The organism is Enterococcus dispar ATCC 51266, assembly GCF_000406945.1.
Taxonomy (GTDB): domain Bacteria; phylum Bacillota; class Bacilli; order Lactobacillales; family Enterococcaceae; genus Enterococcus_C; species Enterococcus_C dispar.
Window position 1 is genome coordinate 1,421,772 of the sequence record NZ_KE136354.1, and the last position, 23,290, is coordinate 1,445,061.

Below are 23,290 nucleotides of genomic sequence, written 5' to 3' on the forward strand. Positions count from 1 at the left end.
ACAACGACTAAACATTTTTATGAAAGTCGAACAATCCGTAACACTAATTGTTCACAGACATTTTGAAAGGCAACATTTGCTCGTAATTTTTGTTCTGCTTGCAAAACAAGCTCTAAAATTTGATTTATGAGTTGCAAGTGAGCTAAATTATTGAGTTCTTTTTCCCGTTGCTGCCGAAAATAAAGCAACAATATTTGAAATATTATAAATTGTTGTTCCTTTTCTTTAGCCAAAGGCGTTAACTTTTTTTGAACAAAAATAAAGGCTTGTAAATCTGCTTTTTCAAGATAACGATGCCACGTTAAAACGGCATCCTTAGCACTATTAAACCATTCATCTGATGAGAATTCAATTGCTTTTTCATAACTATTGGTAAGGCTTGCAAGTAAGAGCGCACTTTGAGCTCCAACTCCTTGCGTTTGCAGGCTTTTCACTAATTGTTCTTTTGATAAGGGCGTAAAATGGATGAGCTGACAACGGGATTGAATCGTTGGTAAAATACGACCTAAGGCACTCGTCTCTAAAATTGCTAAAAAGCCAGCTTGGGGTTCCTCTAAAAATTTCAACAAACTGTTAGCTGCATTGACATTCATTTTTTCAGCATCTGAAATAATAAAAATTTGTCGTTGCGACTCAAACCCCTTTTTGCCAAATTCTGCTTGCAAGCGCCGCATTTGGTCCACTTTAATGGTTTGTCCTTCAGGCTTTATTACTTGCACATTGGGGTGTTCATTTAAAGTAATCCGTGTGCAGTTATTACAAACATTACACGGTTCATTATCTGTAACATTGGTACAAAAAAGCCGTTTTGCTAGCCACAGACTCATTTGATGTTTGCCAGTACCTCTCTCCCCTTCAAAAAGATAAGCATGAGCCAAACGCTCATGCTCGACACTTTTTTTTATTTGGGCAAAGACGTGAGGCTCATTTTTTAATAAAAATTCTTGCTCCGTCATTTTCTCTGCTCCTTAATACTGATGGAAACCTTCCACTGGCATCACAAAGACAGTAGCGCCGCCAACTTCAACTTCCACGGGATAAGGGACTTGACCATCTAAAGAAATATCTAAAGACATAGGTGTTGAAACATATTGTTTTCTTGATTGGCACGTTTTTTTAATTAGTTCTAACGCTTCTTGCACGCGTTCATCTTCAATTCCGATAATAAAAGTACTGTTACCTGCTTTTAAAAAACCGCCGGTAGAAGATAATTTTGTTGCGCGAATATTATTGTCGATAAATTCATTTGCCAAACGGTTACTATCCTTATCTTGTACAATCGCCATAATTAATTTCATAAAACTGCCTCCTTTTATTGGAAAGACTTCACAACCTAGCTTTACTACTGCCTAGTCAGCTAAACTGATCGATTAGCACAGCGTAAAGTTAGTTTCTGAAGCAAAACTAATTGCCTATAAACAACATTTTATCCTTTTATAATGGTTTTGTTTAGAAAAACTGTGGATATGCTTCGGTGATAGCAGTAAAACTGGCATCAACCACCTCTTGTAAACTCATACGCGCATCAACTTTGTGGATTCGAATAGGATCTTCTTCTGCTAATTTCAAATAAGCATGCCGCACCCGTTGATGAAATTCCAAACTTTCAATTTCCAAACGATCCGCTTCTCCATGGCGCGAATTTTCAATACGTTTTAACCCTGTGTCTGAATCAACATCCAAATAAAGAGTAAAGTCCGGTTTTAAACCTTCTGTTGCAAATTCATTAATCTTGGCAATTTCAGGAATGCCGATTCTGCGCCCTGCTCCTTGGTAAGCTAAGGAACTATCTACAAAACGATCACAAATCACGATTTTACCAGCATTCAAAGCCGGCATAATAACTTCAACTAAATGTTGACGTCTAGCCGCTGCGTACAACAAAGCTTCTGTGCGATCATCCATTTCTTCATTGCGAGGATCTAAAATAATTTTTCTGATTTTTTCTGCGATTTTAACACCGCCAGGTTCTCGTGTTTTAACGATGCCGCGCTTGGCAATCAGCTGAATCCGAGGAAATAATTCGTTGACAACGCTCGTTTTGCCAGCGCCATCGGGTCCTTCAATCGTGATAAATAATCCGTTCACAAGTTTATCCTCCAATTATCTAATAACATTATTGTACAAAAAAAACATCAATTTTGAAACTTTACAACTCACGCCGGCCCTCGACTGCTTTTAAAAGGGTGACCTCATCTGCATATTCAATATCGCTACCAACAGCTAACCCATGGGCTAATCGTGTGACTTTTATCCCCGCAGGTTTAATTAAGCGAGATAAATAAATCGCTGTGGCTTCTCCTTCTGTCGTAGCATTCGTCGCTAAAATCACTTCTTTTACTTCATCATCATGAAGTCGCTTCAAAAGACTTGGAACGTTGATATCTTCTGGTCCAGTTCCTTCCATCGGTGATAAAACACCATGTAAAACGTGATATAGGCCATGATATTCCCGCATTTTTTCCATTGCCATCACATCTTTGGGCTCTTCTACAACCAAAATTGTACTGCGGTCACGACTTTGATCAGAACAAATCGGACAAGGATCTTCTTCGGTAATATTACCGCAAATGCTGCAAAAATGTAGATCACGTTTGACACTTAAGAGGGATTTGGCAAATTCATTAACAACTTCATCTTTCATATCAATTGTGTAAAAAGCCAATCGCGTCGCGGTTTTTTGACCAATTCCGGGCAGTTTCATATAGCTGTCAATTAATTTGGCAATTGGTTCTGGATATTGCATACACATTTCTCCTTAGCTAAAACTGCTGTATCAAAGGATTTTTTAAAATCCAGGCATCCCTTTAGTATATTTACCTAAAGTTTGTTCTGTTTCTTTTTCAATTTTTGTTAAGGCGTCATTTACCGCCATCATCACTAAATCTTGTAACATCTCACTGTCATCAGGATCAATGACATCTGGCACAACTGTTAAACCAATCATTTTACGGTCGCCAGTGAACGTCGCTTTAACATATTCATTTGTTGAAACGCCGACAAATTCTTTTTCGTTTAATGTAGCCTGTGCTTTTGTCATTTCTTTTTGCATTTTTTGTACTTGTTTCATCATGCCTTGCATATTACCCATGCCACGCATCATATTAACCACTCCTTAATTTTCTAATTAATCATCCATTACTTTTACTACATCCGCGCCAAATAATTCAACTGCTTTTTGTGCTGGATCTTCCTCAGCGGACTCAGGAGGAAGATGATTTAACAAATCATCATCTACGATTCCGGCCGCTGTTAAATCTGCTTTACTGTCTATTGGTGCTGCTTCTTTTTTACTAGCAGTTGGTGTTAGTGTTTTATTTTTATCCTCTTCACTAGTATCATCGGCCAATAAGCTGCCATTTTTTTGAGCTGTAACAAATTCACGTCTTAAATCTTGCCAAGCCGCACTTGTTAAATAGACAGGTGCTGGTGCATAATTTGGAATCATTTTGCTCAAATTATTGGCCACTAATTGACTCATTTCTTCATCGGCCACCGCCTTTTGACAGATAATTTCGTAATCAAACGTCACAACTATGCCAGTCGGACTAGCCGCACGCACTTGTCCTTGTCGTAAGACGGCTTTTTTGGTAATCGGTAAACTTGCTAATAAATCTTCCCAAACATTTTGAGTTTGATGTAAGTTCTCTTTTGTCGCCGCTTTTAACACACCAAAGACTTGACTACGAGGCACCCGCAAATTATTTTGTTTTTGTTTTGGTGTACGATCCGGAGCCTTTTGAGCAGATACGGTTACTTTTTGACTATCCTGTACCTGTAATTGTTTTAATTCCGCTTCAAGCTGATCTACTTTTTGTTTTAAGGCAGTAATTACAGAACCTGTCTCGTCATGGTTTTCTATTGGCTCATTAGTCGCTGACTCCCCAGATATTGTTGGCGTATTTGCTACAGACTGGGAATTTTCTGCTAACTTCACGATACAAACTTCTAAATAAATCGTCGGGCTATTAGTAAAACGCACTTCATTTTGTGTTTCATTTAAAATTTTAATCCAATAAAAAATTTGTTGACTGCTCAATCGTTGCGCTAATTGTTTAAAGGCAGCAGTCAAATGCCCCGCCTTTTGTTGCAATAGTTGGGGGGCTTTTTGATATAACAATAAATCCCGACAGTAGACCAACAAGTTTTCCAACAATCGTCTGGCTTCTTTTCCTTCTGCTAAAATGGCAGATAATGAGGTCAAAGCTGCTCCTGCATCATGATCTAAGCATTGCTCTAAGAGTTGATCCATCATTTCATAGGTCAAACTACCAGTAACAGCCATCACATCGGCTAAAGTAATCGTTCCATCTGCAAATGAAATGGCTTGATCCAACATCGATAAGGCATCTCGCATACCGCCTTCTGCAGCTTGCGCAATAATTTGTAAAGCCTGTTCTTCATAAGGCTGATTGCTTTCTTCTAAAATGTGTTCCATGCGACCGACAATAGCACTTGTATCAATCCGCTTAAAATCAAAGCGTTGTGTCCGAGAGATAATCGTTGCAGGGATTTTATGAGGTTCAGTCGTCGCTAAGATGAAAACTAGACTTTCTCTTGGTTCTTCTAACGTTTTTAATAAAGCGTTAAAGGCCCCAGTAGAAAGCATATGAACTTCATCAATAATATAAACTTTATATTTACCTTTAGTAGGCGAATAGTTTGCCCGCTCTGTCAAAAAACGAATTTCATCAACACCGTTATTACTTGCCGCATCAATTTCAATCACATCATCAAATTGGCCATTCGTAATGGCACGACAATTTTCACATTCATTGCAGGGCTCCCCGTCATGACTATTAGGACAATTAATTGCTTTGGCAAAAATTTTAGCTGCACTGGTCTTTCCTGTTCCTCTTGGCCCAGTAAATAAATACGCATGGGAAATTTTTTGTTGGCTGATTGCATTTTTTAAGGTTTGCGTAATCGCATCTTGTCCTACTACGTCATCAAAACGCTGAGAACGCCAAACACGATATAAGGCTTGATAGGCCATATTTTGCCTCACTCTCTTTAAATTCACTATTTTCTATTATACGCAATTTTTAGCAAAAAAACTAGTTTTGGCTTGTTCTTTTATCAATTCTAAAACCTTGTTTCGTCAAAGCAGGCAACATGTCATTCCTGTGCTATAATTTTATTATAGTAGGCGCTTTCTCTCTTTTGAAAGGGTCGACATGATAAAAAAGGAGGACTTTTGCATGGGAATTATTAAAGCTGCAGCAGGAGCTGTAACAGGTGGTTTAGCCGATCAATGGCTTGAGGTGATTGAACCGGCTGATATGGGAGACAATACTGTTTTAACCAAAGGTGTTCAAGTTAGAAAAGATGCCAAACGCAATGCCAATAAAAAAGGCACAAGCGATGTCATTACAGATGGTTCTGTCATTCACGTTTACCCAAATATGATGATGCTTTTAGTCGATGGTGGCAAAATTATCGATTATACCGCTGAAGAAGGTTATTATACTGTCAAAAATGAGGCAGCCCCCTCTCTTTTCAATGGTTCATTAAAAGATGCTGTCAAAGAAACCTTTGGACGATTTAAATTTGGGGGCACAACGCCACAAAAACAACAGGTCTTTTATATTAATTTACAAGAAATTAAAGGGATAAAATTTGGCACACCCGCACCGCTAAATTATTTTGATAATTTCTACAATGCCGAATTATTTTTAAGAGCCCACGGAACTTATTCTATTAAAATTACTGACCCAATTTTATTTTATACCAATGCTATTCCTAAGAATAAAGATCAAGTAGAAATTGACGATATCAATGAACAATATTTAAATGAGTTTTTAACTGCATTACAAGCAACAATCAATCAAATGTCTGCTGATGGTGTACGTATTTCTTATGTCCCTTCAAAAAGCATGGAATTAAGCAAATATATGGCTGACGTTTTAGATAAAGATTGGAACACTTTGCGTGGCATGGAAATTGTAGCAGTGGCCGTGGCAAGTATTTCTTATACCGATGATTCCACTAAATTAATTAATATGCGTAATGAAGGTGCCATGTTAGGCGATGCCAATATCCGCGAAGGTTACGTACAAGGTTCTGTTGCAAGAGGCATGGAAGCCGCTGGTAAAAATGATGCTGGTGCTGCGACCGGCTTTTTCGGAATGGGAATGGGAATGAACGCTGGAGGTAACTATTTAAATCAAGCCAGCCAAAATAATCAACAACAAATAAACAATCAACAGTCAAATAACCCGCAAGCAAATAGCCAAAACACTGACACTTCCAGTGAAACATGGACATGTCCGCAGTGTGGTACTGAAAATACGGGTAAATTTTGTAGCAATTGCGGCACACCAAAACCCGCTGCCTCCGGTAAAGTAGATTTAAAAATGAAATGCAGTGAATGCGGTAGTATCGTGGATCTTTCTAATGGTATTCCAAAATTCTGCCCTGAATGTGGTAAGCCATTTAAAGGTGTGCCTCTTGATTAAACGATAAAATTTGAATATCGCATAATAGAGTAAGGAGTGACGCCATGGACGCTTTAACGCATAAATGTCCCAACTGCAATGGTCCGCTAACTTTTGATCCTGACGATCAGAAGTTTCATTGCCCATATTGTGGCAGCATTTTTACTGTCGATGAGTTAAGCGCTTTTGAAGCAAACAAAAAAAATACACAAAACAACCCAGAAAATCAATCCGAATTAGATCGCGATGGTATTTCAGCTGACACGGCCAAGACAAAAAGCCAGACAACAGATGCCGTTGATAATTCGTTAGATAACGCGTCTGAAGCAAAAGATGCGACTACTGAAAATATGGAGCTTTATCTTTGTCCAAACTGTGGCGCAGAAATTGTAACAGATGCTACAACAGCTGCAACTTATTGTTATTATTGTCATAATCCGGTCGTCTTACAAGGCCGTCTTTCTGGTAAATTCTTACCCGATAAAGTCTTGCCTTTTGCAATTGGCAAAGAAAAAGCGACAGCAGATTTTTTAAATTGGGCACAAAAAAAATTCTTTGTTCCAAAAGATTTTTTTGATAAAAGCCAAGTTGAAAAATTAACAGGTGTCTATTTTCCTTATTGGCAAGTTGATGCTAAAGGAGCGGGCAGTCTAATGGGCAACGGGACCTCTATTCGAGTTTGGATTGTAGGTGATATTGAATATACTGAAACCAAGCAATATGCTATCAGTCGCAAGGGAAACCTTACTTTTAAAGAACTTGTCAAAAATGCTTTGACAAAAAATACACCCCAAAAGATGGTCGCAAGTGTCCAACCTTTTCCCTTAGAAAAAGCAGTTTCATTTAAAAATCAATATTTAGCTGGTTTTCAAGCAGAAAAACGTGACATTGAATATGCTGATTTAAAAGATGAAGTTTCAGACGAATTAAGAGATTATGGTGAAAAGAAACTCCGCGAAACCGTGGGGAGCTTTACCACATTTACAAAAACACAACAAGATCTCACTTTGACTGAAACAAAATCTTCTTATTTATTATTGCCCGTCTGGCTCGTTACTTATCGGAGTTCGGATACGGATAAAAAAGTTTTTTATTATGCGATGAATGGGCAAACTGGTAAAGTCAGCGGTGTCTTACCTATCAGTTATAAAAAATTAGGTCTGGTATCTGCAGGTATTTTCTTAGGTTTATTTCTACTATTTTTATTAGGAGGTTATTTCCTATGAAAAAAATATGCAGTAGCCTGACCTTACTTGCCACTTTTCTTTTTCTATTGCTGGCCTTACCTGTATATGGCGCCACGGGTTATATTAACGATGAGGCACAACTTTTCAGCCCTGAGCAAACCAATCAATTAAATCAAGAAGCTGAAAAATTAGGACAAAAAATAAAAGGTGGGATTTATATTGTCACCACCGATACTAATGAAGATGAACCGCGAAGTTTTGCAAATGAGTATTTGCGAGACAAAGTGGGCAATAATCAAAACGGTGCCGTCTTTTTAATTGATTTGAACCAACGAGAAATGTACGTGGCAACTTCTGGCAATATGATCGACTATTTGACCGACTCACGTCGAGAAGAATTTTTTGACACGGTAAGTAGCGACATGAGTAATGGTAATTATTATGCTGCTAGTACCACATTTTTAAGCAAAATGACAGACTACGTAAATGCTGGTATCCCGGGCGGACACTATCGCATTGATGAAGAAACTGGCAAAATTACTTATTATAAAACAATCACCTTGTTAGAAGGTGTCATCGCTTTTGCCCTGGCTTTGGTAGCCAGCGTTGCATTTTTTGTAATTGTCAAATCCCGTTATCAATTAAAACTTGGAACCTACAAGTATCCTTTTAAACAAAATACACAGCTTGAACTAACTGAAAATGAAAATCGTTTGATTAATTCTTTTGTTACCACCAGACGTATTCCCCGCAATAACTCTAGTGGCGGCGGTGGTGGTGGCGGTAGTACCACCAATTCCAGTGGAGGGGGTACTTTTGGTGGTGGCGGTCGCGGTTTTTAACCCGTCGCTACAAACTGTCTTGCTTTCACTTTGATAAGAAACAAAAAAACTAACGCTCGGTTCCTCACGTCTTATCCGTGAAGTCACAACCAAGCGTTAGTTTTTTAAATTATTTCTTTAAAAACAGAAAAATCAATATTTCCCCCTGAAACAATGGCAATTGTTTTTTTTCCTTTAAGCAGGTGATCAATATGCCCACTTAAAATAGCAGCAGTACTCAGGGCTCCTGCACCTTCTGCAATCACTTTTTCCTTCAAGGCTAAATAGTGAATCGCTTGTTCGATTTCCTCTTCTTCAACTAGTACTGTTTCATCAATGCGCTCTTTTAAAATGCCATAGGTTAACTCCCCAGCTAAAGCTACATCACAACCATCTGCCAATGTCTTATAACTTCGATTTGCAATCAGTTTTTGCTGCCATATAGACGAAATCATCCCGTGAACATGATAAGATTGCACCCCAATAATTCTCACTTGCGGGCGATAAGATTTAAGTGCTAACGCAATTCCTGCAATTAGCCCGCCGCCCCCAATAGGAACAATTACATTATCCACTTCGGGTAAATCCTGTAACAATTCAATTCCAATCGTCCCTTGTCCTTCCATAACAGCACGGTCATCAAACGGCGAAACAAAAACTTCGCCGCTTTTTGCTACTTCAGCCAATGTAGCAGCTTTTGTTTCATCAAATGTTTCCCCGACTAATTCCACTTTAGCGCCATAATTTTCTGTAGCAGAAATTTTAGTCTTCGGAGCACCTTTTGGCATGAAAATTCGCGCTCCAATATTTAAAAGAGAAGCTGCTAGGGCTACTCCTTGCGCATGATTACCAGCCGAACATGCGATGACGCCTCGCTGTTTTTCTTCAGGTGTTAAAGTTGCTAATTTATTATAAGCTCCCCGGGCTTTAAAAGAACCCGTTCGTTGTAAATTTTCCAGTTTTAAATAAATTTCCCCATCTTTTTCTTGTCCCAAAATATTACTTGGTGCTAAGGGTGTATGAATCATTAATGAATTAATTCGTTCATAAGCTTTTAAAATGCCATAAAGAGCTTGGTCCTGCGTTTCTGAAATCATTTCTTCCACCTTCTTGTTAGCGTTTACAAGTACATTGAAACATGAATTAACTCAAATAGCAATAATCTTTTACAAAACAAAAAAATAACAAGAGTTCCAAAAAAAGCTTGGAATTGTCTTGTTATTGTTTTTCAATTATGTAGCGAAACAATTAACGAAACACTAAATGATAATTCTCACTGCCACTCGCTTCGATAAAATGGTATAAAATCAATTCCATTAACGCAATCATCGAAATATGGGAAGTAATATCCAAATGATTTAACCCAATTTCATCGGTAAACAAGTATAGATTTAAGTCGCTAGAATTTTGTAAAAGATTATTATCTGCCCCTGTGATAGAAACAATTAATGGATGGTTTTGACTCTTCAGCTTACGTACTGCCTCAATCAACTCCAAATCTTCGCCCTTATAACTAAAAAGAAACACAATATCATTTTTTTCTGCTTGTTGCTGGGCAATCGCCCGCGTTTGATGGTCTTCTGGAAAAATGACAAAAAAGCCAGCTGTGTTGTACAAATATTTTACATAGCGCATAATTTCTTTACTGAGTCCTTTAGCAAAAAGAAAAATTTTAGGCTTTTTTTGTAGTTGCGCCACAATTTGCGTTACTTTGTCAGTATCCATTACGCGGACAGATTCCACCACATTTTTCAAATATTCTTCACGATAATCTTTTTGACTTACCACAAAGGGGCTTGATTGTGGTAGCGTCTTTTTGTTTAAAAGAGTATATTTAATCACAGTGGTAAACTCACTGAAACCTGAAAAACCTAGTTTACGGACAAAGCGTAAAAAAGTAGTAGTCGAAACAAAACAGTCATCCGCAACTTCACGAATACTTTTATTTTTGATGCTGTCCAGATTTGTAATGACATAATCAAACAGCACTTGTTCATTTTTAGTCAATTCCGCAATATGACTGTTGACTATTTCAAAAAAATCCATTGTTTCTCTCACCTTTCATGCTGTGGTATACCTTGTGCGATACAGTGAATATTACCGCCCCCAAGTAAAATTTCGCGCGCTTTTATCCCAATCACTTCATAACCTGGGTAAAGTTCGCGTAATAATTTCTCTGCCTTTTCATCATTGGGATCTTCAAAAAGAGGAAAGACGATCCCATTATTAGCCGTATAATAACTGACATAAGTGGCCGTTAAACGATCCCCTGCTAGACGTGGCAACATGCCATTGACCGGATCGACACCAGCCGCTTCTTCACTAGTAATATACAAAGATTTCGGCAATTCCAATTTATGAATCGTAAATTTTCTCCCTTTTGCATCTTTTTGGCTTAACAAGACGGCTTCTGCTTCTCGGGTAATTTCATACATTGGGTCATTAGGATCCTCACACCAAGTTAAAACAACTTCCCCTGGTCGAATAACATTTAATAAATTGTCAATATCACCATTGGTCTCGTCCAAAAAAAAGCCGCGTGGAAACCAAATAACTTTTTCAACCCCACAATATTCTTTTAAAATTTCTTCTATTGCTGCTTTTTTTAATTGGGGATTGCGTCCTTCTGATAACAAGCATTCTTCGGTGGCAAAAAGAGTGCCGTGCCCATCTGTATGAATAGAACAACCTTCTAAGACAAAATCTTTTAGTTGATAATAATCGATTCGTTCCAAATCACAGAGTTTACGAGCTAACAAATCATCTTGATCCCAAGGGAAAAACAAGCCATCTAATAGTCCCCCCCAAGCATTGAAACGAAAATCCACACCGCGTAATTTTCCCAGCTTATTCATCACTAAAACCGGCCCTGTATCTTTTAACCAAGCATCATCATTACTCATTTCCACGACACGAATGGCATTGTCTAACTGGTGCCGTGCATTCAGAAATTGTTGTTTTGAAACTAAAACAGTAACATTTTCAAAACGACTAATGGCTTCAGCTACTTCTTGGTAAATTTTTTGAGCGGGCTTGCCTCCTAATCGCCAATTATCAGTCCGCTCGGGCCAAATCAGGTAACATTCTTTATGAGGTAACCACTCAGGAACTATTTGAAACCCATCCCGCCTTGGTGAAGTTTCTACTAACATCAAAGCTGCCTCCTTATTTTATCTCTTACACTTGGTAGTCAGTAGCTATTATCTATAAATCTGAGTTTTCCTACTATTTAACTATACCATAGGCAAAAGTCGTTTTTTATTTTTTGTCAGAAAAAGCCGAACCATTTGGCTCGACTTTTTTTCTTAATTTGCAATAAAATCCTTCAAATGACTTTTTTGCTCTAAATTTTTTCCACCGTAAATAATAGTACCCGCATCTTCTTTTAATAAGGCATCTAAATTAGCCAACGAAGTAATAACCGCTCTTGCATTCGGACGTGCTTTGACAAATGCCAAGGCCGCTTCCACTTTTGGCAGCATACTTCCCGGTGCAAATTCACCTTGATCCTTATATTTTTCCAACGTTTCACTATCTACTGTCGTGAGATTTTTTTGCGCTGGCGTATTAAAATGAACAGCGACATTAGGTACACCGGTTAAAATAATCAATTCATCTGCGTCAACGATTTCAGCAATTTTTTCTGATGCAAAGTCTTTATCAATCACCGCTTCTACACCCTTTAAACCTTCAGCTGTAGTAATAACAGGAATTCCGCCACCACCACCAGCAATAACTAATGTATCGGTGGCCACCATCGTTTTAATTGTTTCTGATTCGACAATATCAATTGGTTTTGGTGAAGCGACCACTTTGCGCCAGCCTCTGCCTGCATCTTCTTTGTAAGTAACATTACTTGCTGCCATTTCATTTTGCGCTTTTTCTGCTGTTAAAAAGGGCCCGACAGGTTTGGTAGGATTTTTAAAACCCGGATCATCAGCAGACACGACAACTTGCGTTAATAAAGTTGCGACTGGTTTTTTTATATGACGTCTTTTTATCTCATTATCTAACGCCTGGGTTAACCAATACCCGATACTTCCTTGTGTCATTGCGACACTGGTATCTAAAGGCATTTCCGGATTTTCAGGAGAAGCAGCAGCTTTTTGTTGTAGTAAAAGATTGCCCACTTGTGGTCCATTCCCATGGGAAATTATTACCTTATAACCAGCTTCAATCAGACTGACTAAAGCAGTTGCGGTTTTCGCTAATGCCTTTTGTTGTCCAGCGGCGGTTGGATCATCCGTTAAAATGGCATTGCCACCTAAAGCTACCACAACTGTTTTTGCCATCTTCACGCTTCCCCTTTCGGAATTTGTTGGGTAATACAGTGAATATTACCGCCACCTAGCAAAATTTCACGTGCATAAACGCCAACAATTTTGCGATCGGGATATAACTTTTGTAAGGTTTCTTTGGCTTTTTCGTCCATTGGATCATCAAATAACGGATAAACAATCCCGCCATTTGCAGTATAGTAATTGACGTAGCTAGCAGCCAGACGATCGCCTACTTGTCGCGGCAAAGTACCATCAACTGCATCGACACCCCCACTTTCTTCTTCATTAATTAAAATTGGTTTTGGTACATATAATTTGGTTACATTAATTTTACGACCCTTGGCATCTGTTTCACTTTCCAAAATATCCAAACATTCTTTTGAAATTTCATATTGCGGATCATTTTTGTCATCCGTCCACGCTAAGGCAACTTCTCCTGGAGCAACAAAATTTGCAATATTATCGACATGACCATTGGTTTCATCCAAATAAATACCACGTTTTAGCCAAATTACTTTTTCAATATTCAAATACTCTTTTAAAATATTTTCAATTTGTTCTTTTGATAATTGAGGATTACGCCCTTCTGACAATAAGCATTCTTCTGTCGTAATTAAGGTTCCTTCGCCATCCACATGAATTGATCCGCCTTCTAAAACAAAATCATTTAAGCGATAACGATCTTTCCATTCATTTTCACAAATTTTTTGTGCTACTTGATCATCTTTATCCCAAGGAAAATATAAACCGTCAACTAAGCCACCCCAAGCATTGAAAGTCCAATCAACTCCTCTGGTTTCTCCCTTACCATTGGTCACAAAAGTTGGACCGCAATCTCTGACCCATGAATCATCACTGGCAATTTCAACCACCCGAATATTTTCAGGCAACATATGGCGCGCATTATTGTATTGATCAGGATTTACTCCCATTGTTACAGATTCAAAAGCAGAAATCGCTTTAGCAACTTCCACAAAAGATTGTTGGGCAGGTTTTCCCCCGTCTCGCCAATTATCAGGACGTTGCGGCCACAACATATAAACGCCTTCATGAGGTGCAAATTCTCCTGGCATTTTAAATCCATCTTGACGTGGTGAACTATCAATTGTTTTCATCTGTAATAACTCCTTTTTCATGTTTTTCTTTTGCTGAGTAACGAATTACAATCTCACCGATTACAAAGGCTAAAATCGTACCAATTAAGACAGGTATTTTGGCATTCATTTCCGCGCTACTGGAATCAAGAGGCACAATTGAAAAAATTAAAGTAATAATTAATAAAATCATAGGAACAAACGTCATTATTTTCATTAACCAGTTTGGCCCAGGTATTTTAAAAGGATGGACAGCGTTTGGATCAATTTTACGTAGTTTCAAAAAAGCCGGGAACATCATAATATAAGAAAGCAACAACGCGACGACATTCAATGAGAAAAACGCCCAAAAAATGTTTTCATTGGGAATAAAAGGTGCAGCTACTACGAGAATAGAAGCAATAACCCCATTCACAATGGAAGCCCCAACTGGCATATCATTTTTAGGATTTTCTTTGGCAAAAACAGCTGGCATATCGTTGTTTCTAGCAGCGTACAATGCGACATAATTCACACCTAATGCCCAAGAAATCAGATTTGCAGCTAATGTGTACATAAATAAGATGCCAATAATGACTACAAATGGATTTAATCCTCCCACTAATAAAATGAAACTATCAATTAAGCCCCCTGAAGCAGACAGTTGATCGGCTGGTACCGCTGCGCCCATACCAAAAGCAGCAAAAAGATAAAAGAAGGCAATTAAAATTCCACCATAAATAATGGCTTGCGGAATTTGTTTTTTGGGATTGTCCATATCACTGGCTAGCGTAGTTACAACTTCAAAACCTAAAAAGTTAAACAAAATAACTGATAGAAAACTTAAATTTTGAATATCAAACTTAGGTAATAATGCGGCACCAGAAAAATCATTTGCCATTCCTTTTGTCACAGCATGATAGATACCTAAAATACCCAAGCAAACCATAATTGCAACTTTTGCAAAAGCAGCAATATTTAAAATCCATTTACTATCACTAACAGGATAACAACTAATAATCGTGACAAACCATATAAAAATAAGTTGAATCAACACTAAAACGGGAGTACTTAAGTGAATTTGAAAAATTTGTGTTAACACTTCTTGAAACAAAACGGCAAGACTAGCCATCCAAATTGGAAAGTTAATCCAATAAAACCAGGCAACACGTGCTCCCCATCGTCGACCATAAGCCTTTTTAACCCAGTCGTAAATACCACCTTCATCATCATAAGTTGTCCCAAGTTCTGCTGAAATTAAACCATAAGGGAGGAAAAATAAAATTAACAGTAATCCCCACCAGAAGAATTGTGAAGATCCAATTGCCGCAGCGGGTGCTGCTGACTCTACTACCAAAATAACAACGACGGCCATTAATACCGCATCAAAAAGACGAAACTTCTTCTTTTCTTTCATAATTGTGCTCCTTTCAATGAGCCCGAGCAGAAAAACTCAGCAAACTTGACAGAATTTGTGATAAATCGTGTCAAGTTTGTGATAGTTTTTCAAAGTTCCAAAATTAGTCTTTGCGTTCCAATTGGCGTTTTGGTTGCAACATATATTGCAATTCACCATCGAATTTCGCTGCTAAAGCAGCATCCGCATAGTCTAAATATGGATTTAAGAAATAAACTAATAATGCTCGCATTGCAGTTAAACGATTTTCAGCTTCATCCAAGACAACTGATTGTTTGCCATCTAATACTTCATCGGTTACTTCTTCACCACGAGTCGCTGGTAAGCAATGCATGAATTTAGCATGGGGAGCTGCTTTTGCCATCAATTCATCATTAACCTGATATTTAGGATAAAAGGTATTCATGCGTTCTTCTTCTGATAATTCTGCTTCATATAAGCCATACCATACATCTGTATAGACAAAATCAGCATCCTTCAGTGCTTCATCGGCATCTTCAGTAATTAAAACGCTACCCCCTGATTTTTCAGCATTGGCTTGACCAATGGCTAATGTTTCTTCTTTAATTTGGAAACCTTTGGGACCAAATTGCACAAAATCCATACCCATTTTGGTTGCCATAAACATCGTTGATACACAAACTTGTGTGGCGTCGCCAACAAAAACAATTTTACAATCGGATAATTTTTTCCCAGCCGGCAAATGTTCAGTCATCGTGATAATGTCCCCTAATTCTTGGGTTGGATGGTTATAATCACTCATACCATTAATAACTGGAATGGTAGCATCTTTTGCTAAAGCAACGACGGATTCATGACGTTCTACTCGGGCCATTAAAATATCAACTAAGCGCGACAATACGCGAGCTGTATCTCCTAAGCTTTCATGGCCGCCTAATTGAATTTGACCTGGTGCTAGATATTGTGCATGGCCACCTAATTGGGTCATTGCTGTTTCAAAAGAAACGCGGGTACGTGTAGAAGATTGTTCAAAAATCATTCCCAATGTTTTATTTTTAAGTAATAATGGATAATGGCCGTGTTTGATACTATCTTTAATTTTTAAAGCTAACGCGATTAAATATTCAATTTCTTCTTTAGTAAAATCATTGGTATCGATAAAGTCTCTTTTTTGCATGATATAACACTCCTTTAAGTTATTAATATATTTGTCTTTACTCGAGTAATGCTTTTGACATATTTAGCTTAACGTGAAGCAATAATTTTAGAAAGGGTTTCCAATCTTTTAGAAAGAAGCTTGTGATAAAGAAAACATGTTACATTTCCCGTAACATGTTACACTAATTAGCGCTAGCAAGTTTAAAAGCCTACTGCATAAACTTTCACACAACGCTTAAACATAATAGTTTAAGCAGCAGCTGACTTTAATTTGCGGAATTTTTACCAGAAGATTATAGTAGAATTAGTGAGATTTGCTAAGATACAGATTTTTATAGAGAGATAAAAATGTACCATCGCAATAAAAATTGTTTCGCTGAGTTCTTAATTAAGAAGTGCGTCATTTTAAGAAAAGGGGATGAAAAAATGTTTCGTGTCAGTGTTTTGGAGATTTTATGTCGTTTGGGTTTGGTCATTCTAACAAGTGGCATCATCGGATTTGATCGGGAACAAAAAAATCGACCAGCCGGGATGCGGACACACATTCTCGTAGGAATTGGAGCTTGTATTATTGCCATGATGCAACAAGAAATTGCAGCACAAGCTGTTATATTTGCGAAAAGCAATCCTCAAATCGCTACTGTCATCAGAGCTGATCAAGCTCGTCTTATCGCACAAGTCGTTAGCGGAATTGGCTTTCTTGGTGCTGGAACCATCGTTGTAACTCATCATTCCATTCGTGGATTAACCACTGCTGCTTCTTTATGGGCCACCGCTGGATTGGGATTAGCAATTGGTATGGGCTATTACGCCATTGCATTATTAAGTTTTATTGCTGTCATCGCGGTTTTAGTCCTATTGAAAAAAATTGTGCATGTACCGACGAATAAAAATTTTCAAATTAAATATGTAAATCCCGATGAGGTAGAACCCTTTATTCAAGAATTTTTCAAAAGCCGCAACATCAAAGCGATTACGACAGATTACGCAGTGGATACACAAGATGATGTAAAAATTTTTCGCAAAAATTATGCGATTGCCTTTATTAGTGCTGATACTTCAGCAGAAATTATTGATGGCTTAGCCCAAAATAAAAATATTATCGCAGTTCGTGCCCTAGCCAAATAATCGTACGGGTTTCTAAAAAGTCCTTGTAAAATATAAACAGTAAACATTGAAGGAGTTTGTTATGACGTTTGAAAAAATTCAACAAATCTATCCAACTGCTCACTTTAGTAATACTCCGATAGACGATCCCAACTTTTATTGCATTCGTCTGGAAGAAGGCTTTGCAATTTTGCGCACGAGTATGCTGACAAATAATGAACGCAGCCTCTTGCAGTTGTTGGAAAATCCAGTAAAAGAACCTAAAAATGCCGCTACCCACCGTTGGTACCGTATTTTATTTAAAGCGGATAAAGCGCCTAATACCAACCAAGTGCGTATCTTACAAATAAAAATAAAAGGTGGCAAAGACTTTGAAAAAGAAACTTGGCAACAAGCCATTATAGAAATTGTACAAGCGACAGCAGATGCTTTTTGGCTTAGTCAAGATACTTTTATTCTCATTGAAAATAAGGAAATTGGTAATTTTTCTCCGAGTGAACTCTTTAGTATTTTTCAGGCTCTTGATAGTGATTTCAACTGTTACAGCCAAGTTTTTATTGGTAGTTTTCATCAAGCAGATGATAAACTTTCACAAGATTTCCAAGCAGAAAGGCAAATTTTTTTACAACAAGCCCATCGCAGTAATAGTCAACAAAATTTTACATTACCCAATTCCGCTATTGATTACCTTATTTTTGAACCCATGCAAAGCACACCTCTTTTTAAAAATTTATTTGAATTGTGGTTTAGTGATTCTGAAATGACAGCTATTTTAGAAGCGTTATGGCAAGCGCAAGGAAATGTTAGTTCGGCAGCGAAGACAATGTTTTTGCATCGTAACACCATCAGTTATCGTATTGACAAATTCCAAGAAGCAACAGGTTTAGATTTGAAAAAGATGGACGACTTAATGTTTTGCCACCTTCTGATTACCTGCTTTTCAGAAACATAAAAAAGCCAAACGAATTCGCTTGGCTTTCAGGCAATTTTAATAGATGACTCTTAAAATTTCAGCTTATTGTCCTAGAGAGTTCTTTTGGATAGCTAGACATCACCCCTTGGTATATCGGCTGTATTTCTTAACAAGATTAGATAATTTCTTTACCTAAAATAAAATTGTAAAACCGAGCTAGAAACCCTGCGAGCTCGCTTTTACAATTTTTTTGTTCGAAAATTTAATTACCTTCTGCCAAGCTAGCTTTGTGATCAGCTTTGATTTGTGCCAATAGAGCCGGCTGCTCAAATAGATCCAAAGCTGTTTTGGCCAGCAACTCTGCTGCAATGGCAATTGAAGCTAAACCTTTTTCACTTTTTGCTGCTGCTTTAAATTCTTCAGAGTGACCCGCAATATATACATCTGCAATAGAAACTGTCGGTTGAATAGTAGGGACAACTTGGCTGACATTTCCTACATCAGAAGAACCTAAGCTCGTGCGTATTTCTGTTTCTACTTCATTTTCAGGAATCTTTAGTGCTGCTAAATGTTGAAAGAAAAGCGCATCAAAACTTGGTGTTACAATGACATCATCCACTGAATTTTGAAAAAGACCAAATTCATAGGACGCCCCAGTTGCTAACGCAGCGGCTTTGACAATATTTTCTACTTTTTGATAAACCTCATTTAATGTACTACGATTTTTTGCCCGAAGATAAAACCGGCCAGCGGCATATTCAGGAATGACGTTGGCTGCTACCCCGCCATCGGTAATAATACCGTGAATATTCACATCTTTTGGCAAAAATAATCTTAAACTGTTAATTCCATTAAAGACTTGTAATAATGCTTCTAAAGCGCTAATTCCTTTTTCTGGTGCACCCGCTGCGTGGGAAGCACGACCATAAAACTTAATATCCACCGGATCATTGGCCAAAGAAGCCGTTGTTTTGCCATAACGATAAGCAGGATGGACACATAAAGCAGCATCCACATCTGCAAAAAAACCTTCCCGGACAAAGCTGCCTTTGGCTGAACCATTTTCTCCTCCTTCTTCACCAGGCGTTCCGTACACGCGGATTTCCCCACCAAAATCGCCGATCAAATCTTTTAGCGCACTGGCCGCTAAAACAGAATAAGTGCCAAAAAGATTGTGTCCACAAGCATGACCAATACCAGGTAAAGCATCAAATTCGGCTAAAAAAACAATGACCGGTCCGGGTTTACCAGAAACAAAGCGTGCATCAAAACCGGTCCGATGTCCAGCTACATCTTTTTCTACCACAAAACCTTCTTTTTCCAATTGTTTAACTAGCGCATTGGAGGAATAAAACTCATAATTACTGACCTCAGGATGGTTATGAATATCTAAAGCAATTTCTTGATAACTTGGCAAACTCGCGTTAATAAATTCTTCGATGTGTTGTTGTCTTGTTGTTGTAATGGACATATTCTTCACTCCTCTTTTTTACTGGTTGCTAAAATCTTTTCTATTTGAAAGGTTGCTTTTTTTATTGTGAGTTCTAGTTTTTATTTACGTCCAAATGTTTCCCAAGCAGGAATGCTAGAACCTTTGGAAGTTTCTTCAATCACTTTTTCAGTTGCTTTTGTTTGATAAGCATCCACGATCTTTTGATAAACTTTATTGTTTGCATCTTCTTTGCGCGCCACGATAATATTGACATAAGGACGGGCGTTATCATCTACTGGCTCCAAAAAGATGGCATCTTTCGTCGGAGTAAAACCCGCATCTACTGCGACGCCACTGTTAATGACGGAAATATCTACATCAGACAAAGCGCGGGCAGTTTGGGCAGCATCTAATTCGGTAATTTTCAAATCTTTTTTATTTTCGGTAATATCTGAAACCGTCGGCGTCTGTTTTTTAGCCGGATCGACTTTGATTAATCCCGCTGTTTGAAGTAACAGTAAAGCACGTCCACCATTGGTAACATCATTTGGAATGGCAACTTTCGCGCCATCTTTTAATTCTTTTACATCTTTTAATTTATCAGAATAAATTCCTAAAGGGGCATTGACAGTATTGCCGATAGAAACCAAATTGGTTTTATGTTCTTTATTGTAGTTATCTAAGAAAAATTGATGCTGAAAAGAATTCAAATCAATCGATTTATCCACTAATGCGGCATTGGGCTGATTATAGTCTGTGAATTTGACATATTCCAAATTGACACCTTCTTTTTTGAGACGATCTTTCACATTATCCCAAACATCTGTATCAGACCCAATTACGCCAAGTTTCACTGTCGTTTCTTTTTGTGTTTCACTTTTTGCCTTAGCATCACCTTTTGAACAACCAGTACCAACAAGTAACAACGTAACCGCAACAATACCAAATTTCACTAATTTTTTCATTTTAAATTCCTCCACTATCTTCTTATATTAATGACTGATTTTCTTAATCACTTGATTACTAATAAATTGACTGATAAAAACTAAAATTAAAATTAATAAGGTTGCCACAATCGTCACATCGGTTTGGAAACGATTATAGCCTCGCGAAATAGCTAAATTGCCTAAACCACCCGCACCAACAGCTCCTGCCATCGTCGTTAAACCAATCACATTAATTATTGTTAAAGCTGAAACACGGACAATCCCCGGTAACCCTTCTAGTAAATAAACGCGAAAAATAATGCCTAAAGGACTAGTCCCCATTGATTCTGCTGCCTCAATTACACCCGGATCAACTTCTAATAAGGCATTTTCAATTTGACGCGCAAAAAATGGGACAACTCCCACAACAAGAGGTACTAGCGCTGCTTTTTCACCAATAGTTGTTCCTACCACAAAGCGGGTTACTAAAGCTAAAAGTGAAAGCATAATAATAAAGGGAATCGAACGTACGATATTAATCAGTTTATCTAAAAGACTATACAACAAACGATTTGGTAAAATGCCATTTGGCCGACTGACTACTAAAATTACACCTAATAAGATGCCAAAAACCCCCCCAACTAAAGCCGTCCAAAATGACATATATAACGTTTGTTTGGTTGCTTCAATAAATTCATCTGGTATGGATAAGACATTCGGGAAATACTTTTCTAATAATGATTGCATCTTAAAAACCTCCAATAGCCACTTTGGCACTTTCCTGCTGATACTTTAAAACATTGGTGTAGACACCGAGTTTTTGCAAATGTTTTAAGGCTTGGCGTCGTTGATTTTCTTCCCCAGCAAGTGTCACAATTAAACTTCCCAGTGGGACTTCTTGAATAATTTCCACATTGCCATACAAAATATTTGTAGTTACTTGATAGCGACTGTACAACTGGGCAATTAATGGTTCATTCGTTTGATCTCCCACATAAGCCAATTCCACTAACCATTCATTATCTGCTAAGCGACTGAACTTTTCACTGTTCAAAATAGTCTCTAACGCTTGATCGATATGGGTAGCTGTCCGAATAAAATCCCGCGTTAAGGCTTGTTTAGGTTGACTAAAAACCTGAATACTACTTCCTTTTTCAATAATTTTCCCTGCTTCCATCACCGCAACTTTATTACAAATTTCTTTTACAACTTGCATTTCGTGCGTAATTAAAATAATCGTCAGTCCCAATTTCTTATTTAAATCTTTTAATAATGCCAAAATTTGGAGGGTGGTTTTAGGATCTAGTGCGCTTGTCGCTTCATCACATAATAAGATACTAGGATCATTTGCTAATGCTCTAGCAATAGCCACACGTTGCTTTTGACCACCTGATAATTGGGAGGGGTAGCTATCGGCTTTATCAGCAATACCCACAAGATTTAATAGTTCATCGACTTTTTGTTGACGTTCCTGTTTGGATTTTCCTGAGTATTTAAGCGAAAATGCCACGTTTTCAAAAATTGTCCGACTATTCATTAAATTAAAATGCTGGAAAATCATCCCAATTTCTTTGCGTTTTTCCCGCAATTCTTTATCTTTTAAAGTCGTTAATTCCGTCCCATTAATCTTAACTGTCCCGGTAGTGGGGCGTTGCAATAAATTTATAACTCGCACCAAGGTACTTTTACCTGCACCAGAGTAACCTACAATTCCATATACATCACCTTTTTGGATGTGCAAATCGACATCTGCTACCGCTTGTATCACTTTATCCTGAGTAAAAGTTACCGAAATATTCTTTAAGTCAATCATCTTTTTCCTCCTAAAAATCCATTTTGCTTCGTCTTTTTAAAAGGATCACATTCGCTTTAGCTCCATTTTATCCAACCTTTCTTAAAACATTTGATACAAAAAAAGCATCCTCAAACAAAGAAATTTTCTTTGCTTGAGGACGCTTTTTTGCGTGTTACCACCTCATTTTGAATTTAGCTCACACTAAATTCCTCTTCAAGTACCAGCATACTCTAGCGCTATATCGGGCGCTCCCGTTATCTTCTTACCTAGGGCTCGAAGACAAATTACTCATAGGCCATTTTCAACAATTTCCTTTTTACTTCTTTTCAGCTACCGAAGCTCTCTTAAAAAAATTTGATTGTTTACTTACCCAGTCATCGTAATGAATATAAAAAAAGTCCTTTTATAGATTAAATCTATAAAAGGACGAATAATCGTGTTACCACCTTAGTTCAAAAGCAATTGCTTTCCTCTATCCAACGTTTATGAAATTTATCATAAAGATTGGTGCTTCTTTTAACGGTGAAACATCCGAAGCTGCCTACTTATCGGCAAACTTTTTCTCTTAGGCCATTTTCAGCTTTTTGTCCATAACACTTTTCACCAACCAGTGTCTCTCTAAAATGTACGCCAAACTTACTTTCCTCATCAACGAAATTTTATTTATTTGTTGAAATGAAGTTTACGCTAGCCACTATTTTTTGTCAACTCCAAAATAAAATTTATTTCTGATGATTGATAGATAAATACAAATGAATAGCGCCACTATAGCCTTTATAAAAC

The 23,290-nt window shown here is 37.7% G+C and carries 22 protein-coding genes and 2 other annotated features; of the genes, 5 read left to right on the forward strand and 17 right to left on the reverse strand.

The features are described from left to right. Positions 1 to 17 precede the first annotated feature (17 nt). The 6 genes from holB to dnaX form a co-directional block, all read right to left on the reverse strand. A complete protein-coding gene (gene holB / locus RK01_RS06915) occupies positions 18 to 956 on the reverse strand; it encodes a DNA polymerase III subunit delta' (RefSeq protein WP_016172580.1) in 939 nt (312 codons plus the stop codon). A gap of 12 nt (positions 957 to 968) precedes the next feature. Next, positions 969 to 1,298: a cyclic-di-AMP receptor gene (locus tag RK01_RS06920; protein ID WP_016172581.1), complete on the reverse strand. Its 330-nt coding sequence runs from the start codon at positions 1,296 to 1,298 to the stop codon at positions 969 to 971. Between the two features lie 151 nt (positions 1,299 to 1,449). Continuing rightward, a complete protein-coding gene (gene tmk, locus RK01_RS06925; protein WP_016172582.1) occupies positions 1,450 to 2,088 on the reverse strand; it encodes a dTMP kinase in 639 nt (212 codons plus the stop codon). Between the two features lie 61 nt (positions 2,089 to 2,149). Beyond that, a complete protein-coding gene (gene recR / locus RK01_RS06930) occupies positions 2,150 to 2,746 on the reverse strand; it encodes a recombination mediator RecR (RefSeq protein WP_016172583.1) in 597 nt (198 codons plus the stop codon). Positions 2,747 to 2,788: 42 nt separating this feature from the next. Further along, positions 2,789 to 3,103, reverse strand: a complete 315-nt coding sequence (locus RK01_RS06935) for a YbaB/EbfC family nucleoid-associated protein (protein WP_016172584.1) — start codon at positions 3,101 to 3,103, stop codon at positions 2,789 to 2,791. 24 nt (positions 3,104 to 3,127) lie between these two features. After that, positions 3,128 to 4,996 (reverse strand): DNA polymerase III subunit gamma/tau, encoded by a 1,869-nt coding sequence (gene dnaX, locus RK01_RS06940; protein ID WP_016172585.1) that lies wholly within the window; start codon positions 4,994 to 4,996, stop codon positions 3,128 to 3,130. A gap of 205 nt (positions 4,997 to 5,201) precedes the next feature. Here dnaX and RK01_RS06945 point away from each other — a divergent pair, with 205 nt between their 5' ends. Genes RK01_RS06945 through RK01_RS06955 form a run of 3 tightly spaced genes read left to right on the forward strand, consistent with a single transcriptional unit; the run spans position 5,202 to position 8,466 of the window. Next, positions 5,202 to 6,458 (forward strand): SPFH domain-containing protein, encoded by a 1,257-nt coding sequence (locus RK01_RS06945; RefSeq protein ID WP_016172586.1) that lies wholly within the window; start codon positions 5,202 to 5,204, stop codon positions 6,456 to 6,458. A gap of 44 nt (positions 6,459 to 6,502) precedes the next feature. Next, entirely contained in the window at positions 6,503 to 7,663 is a 1,161-nt protein-coding gene (locus RK01_RS06950; protein WP_016172587.1) for a TFIIB-type zinc ribbon-containing protein, read from the forward strand. After that, the gene (locus RK01_RS06955) at positions 7,660 to 8,466 is read left to right on the forward strand and encodes a TPM domain-containing protein (protein ID WP_016172588.1); all 807 of its coding nucleotides are present in this window, start codon (positions 7,660 to 7,662) and stop codon (positions 8,464 to 8,466) included. Before RK01_RS06950 ends, RK01_RS06955 begins: the two co-directional genes overlap by 4 nt. Before the next feature lie 104 nt (positions 8,467 to 8,570). Here the strand turns inward: RK01_RS06955 and RK01_RS06960 are convergent, their stop codons facing one another. From RK01_RS06960 to ptcA, 7 genes are all read right to left on the reverse strand, one after another. Next, positions 8,571 to 9,542 carry a pyridoxal-phosphate dependent enzyme gene (locus tag RK01_RS06960; protein ID WP_016172589.1) on the reverse strand — a complete coding sequence of 324 codons (972 nt, stop codon included), beginning with the start codon at positions 9,540 to 9,542 and terminating at the stop codon, positions 8,571 to 8,573. 151 nt (positions 9,543 to 9,693) lie between these two features. After that, complete coding sequence (locus RK01_RS06965) at positions 9,694 to 10,491, reverse strand: MurR/RpiR family transcriptional regulator (RefSeq protein ID WP_016172590.1); 798 nt, start codon at positions 10,489 to 10,491, stop codon at positions 9,694 to 9,696. An 8-nt stretch (positions 10,492 to 10,499) separates the two neighbouring features. Beyond that, positions 10,500 to 11,597, reverse strand: coding sequence for an agmatine deiminase (gene aguA, locus RK01_RS06970; RefSeq protein WP_016172591.1), 1,098 nt, complete (start codon positions 11,595 to 11,597; stop codon positions 10,500 to 10,502). Positions 11,598 to 11,750: 153 nt separating this feature from the next. Next, positions 11,751 to 12,737, reverse strand: a complete 987-nt coding sequence (gene arcC, locus RK01_RS06975; RefSeq protein ID WP_016172592.1) for a carbamate kinase — start codon at positions 12,735 to 12,737, stop codon at positions 11,751 to 11,753. 2 nt (positions 12,738 to 12,739) lie between these two features. After that, a complete protein-coding gene (gene aguA / locus RK01_RS06980; protein WP_016172593.1) occupies positions 12,740 to 13,840 on the reverse strand; it encodes an agmatine deiminase in 1,101 nt (366 codons plus the stop codon). Further along, positions 13,827 to 15,215 (reverse strand): APC family permease, encoded by a 1,389-nt coding sequence (locus tag RK01_RS06985; RefSeq protein WP_016172594.1) that lies wholly within the window; start codon positions 15,213 to 15,215, stop codon positions 13,827 to 13,829. Before RK01_RS06985 ends, aguA (RK01_RS06980) begins: the two co-directional genes overlap by 14 nt. A 103-nt stretch (positions 15,216 to 15,318) precedes the next feature. After that, positions 15,319 to 16,353, reverse strand: a complete 1,035-nt coding sequence (gene ptcA / locus RK01_RS06990; protein ID WP_016172595.1) for a putrescine carbamoyltransferase — start codon at positions 16,351 to 16,353, stop codon at positions 15,319 to 15,321. A 407-nt stretch (positions 16,354 to 16,760) separates the two neighbouring features. On the opposite strand from ptcA, the gene RK01_RS06995 reads away from it, so the two are divergent. After that, a complete protein-coding gene (locus RK01_RS06995) occupies positions 16,761 to 17,462 on the forward strand; it encodes an MgtC/SapB family protein (RefSeq protein WP_420864514.1) in 702 nt (233 codons plus the stop codon). A 61-nt stretch (positions 17,463 to 17,523) separates the two neighbouring features. Continuing rightward, a complete protein-coding gene (locus tag RK01_RS07000) occupies positions 17,524 to 18,393 on the forward strand; it encodes a helix-turn-helix domain-containing protein (protein WP_016172597.1) in 870 nt (289 codons plus the stop codon). Between the two features lie 223 nt (positions 18,394 to 18,616). Here the strand turns inward: RK01_RS07000 and RK01_RS07005 are convergent, their stop codons facing one another. The 4 genes from RK01_RS07005 to RK01_RS07020 all read right to left on the reverse strand — a co-directional run bounded on the left by RK01_RS07005 (position 18,617) and on the right by RK01_RS07020 (position 22,525). After that, entirely contained in the window at positions 18,617 to 19,825 is a 1,209-nt protein-coding gene (locus RK01_RS07005; protein WP_016172598.1) for a M20 family metallopeptidase, read from the reverse strand. Between the two features lie 80 nt (positions 19,826 to 19,905). Beyond that, complete coding sequence (locus tag RK01_RS07010; protein ID WP_016172599.1) at positions 19,906 to 20,751, reverse strand: MetQ/NlpA family ABC transporter substrate-binding protein; 846 nt, start codon at positions 20,749 to 20,751, stop codon at positions 19,906 to 19,908. 27 nt (positions 20,752 to 20,778) lie between these two features. Continuing rightward, positions 20,779 to 21,459 carry a methionine ABC transporter permease gene (locus tag RK01_RS07015; RefSeq protein ID WP_016172600.1) on the reverse strand — a complete coding sequence of 227 codons (681 nt, stop codon included), beginning with the start codon at positions 21,457 to 21,459 and terminating at the stop codon, positions 20,779 to 20,781. Between the two features lies 1 nt (position 21,460). Further along, on the reverse strand, positions 21,461 to 22,525 hold the full coding sequence (locus RK01_RS07020; RefSeq protein ID WP_016172601.1) for a methionine ABC transporter ATP-binding protein: 1,065 nt from the start codon (positions 22,523 to 22,525) through the stop codon (positions 21,461 to 21,463). A 132-nt stretch (positions 22,526 to 22,657) separates the two neighbouring features. Beyond that, positions 22,658 to 22,894 (reverse strand) — a binding site (T-box leader). Positions 22,895 to 22,926: 32 nt separating this feature from the next. Continuing rightward, positions 22,927 to 23,168, reverse strand: a binding site (T-box leader). Positions 23,169 to 23,290: the final 122 nt, after the last annotated feature.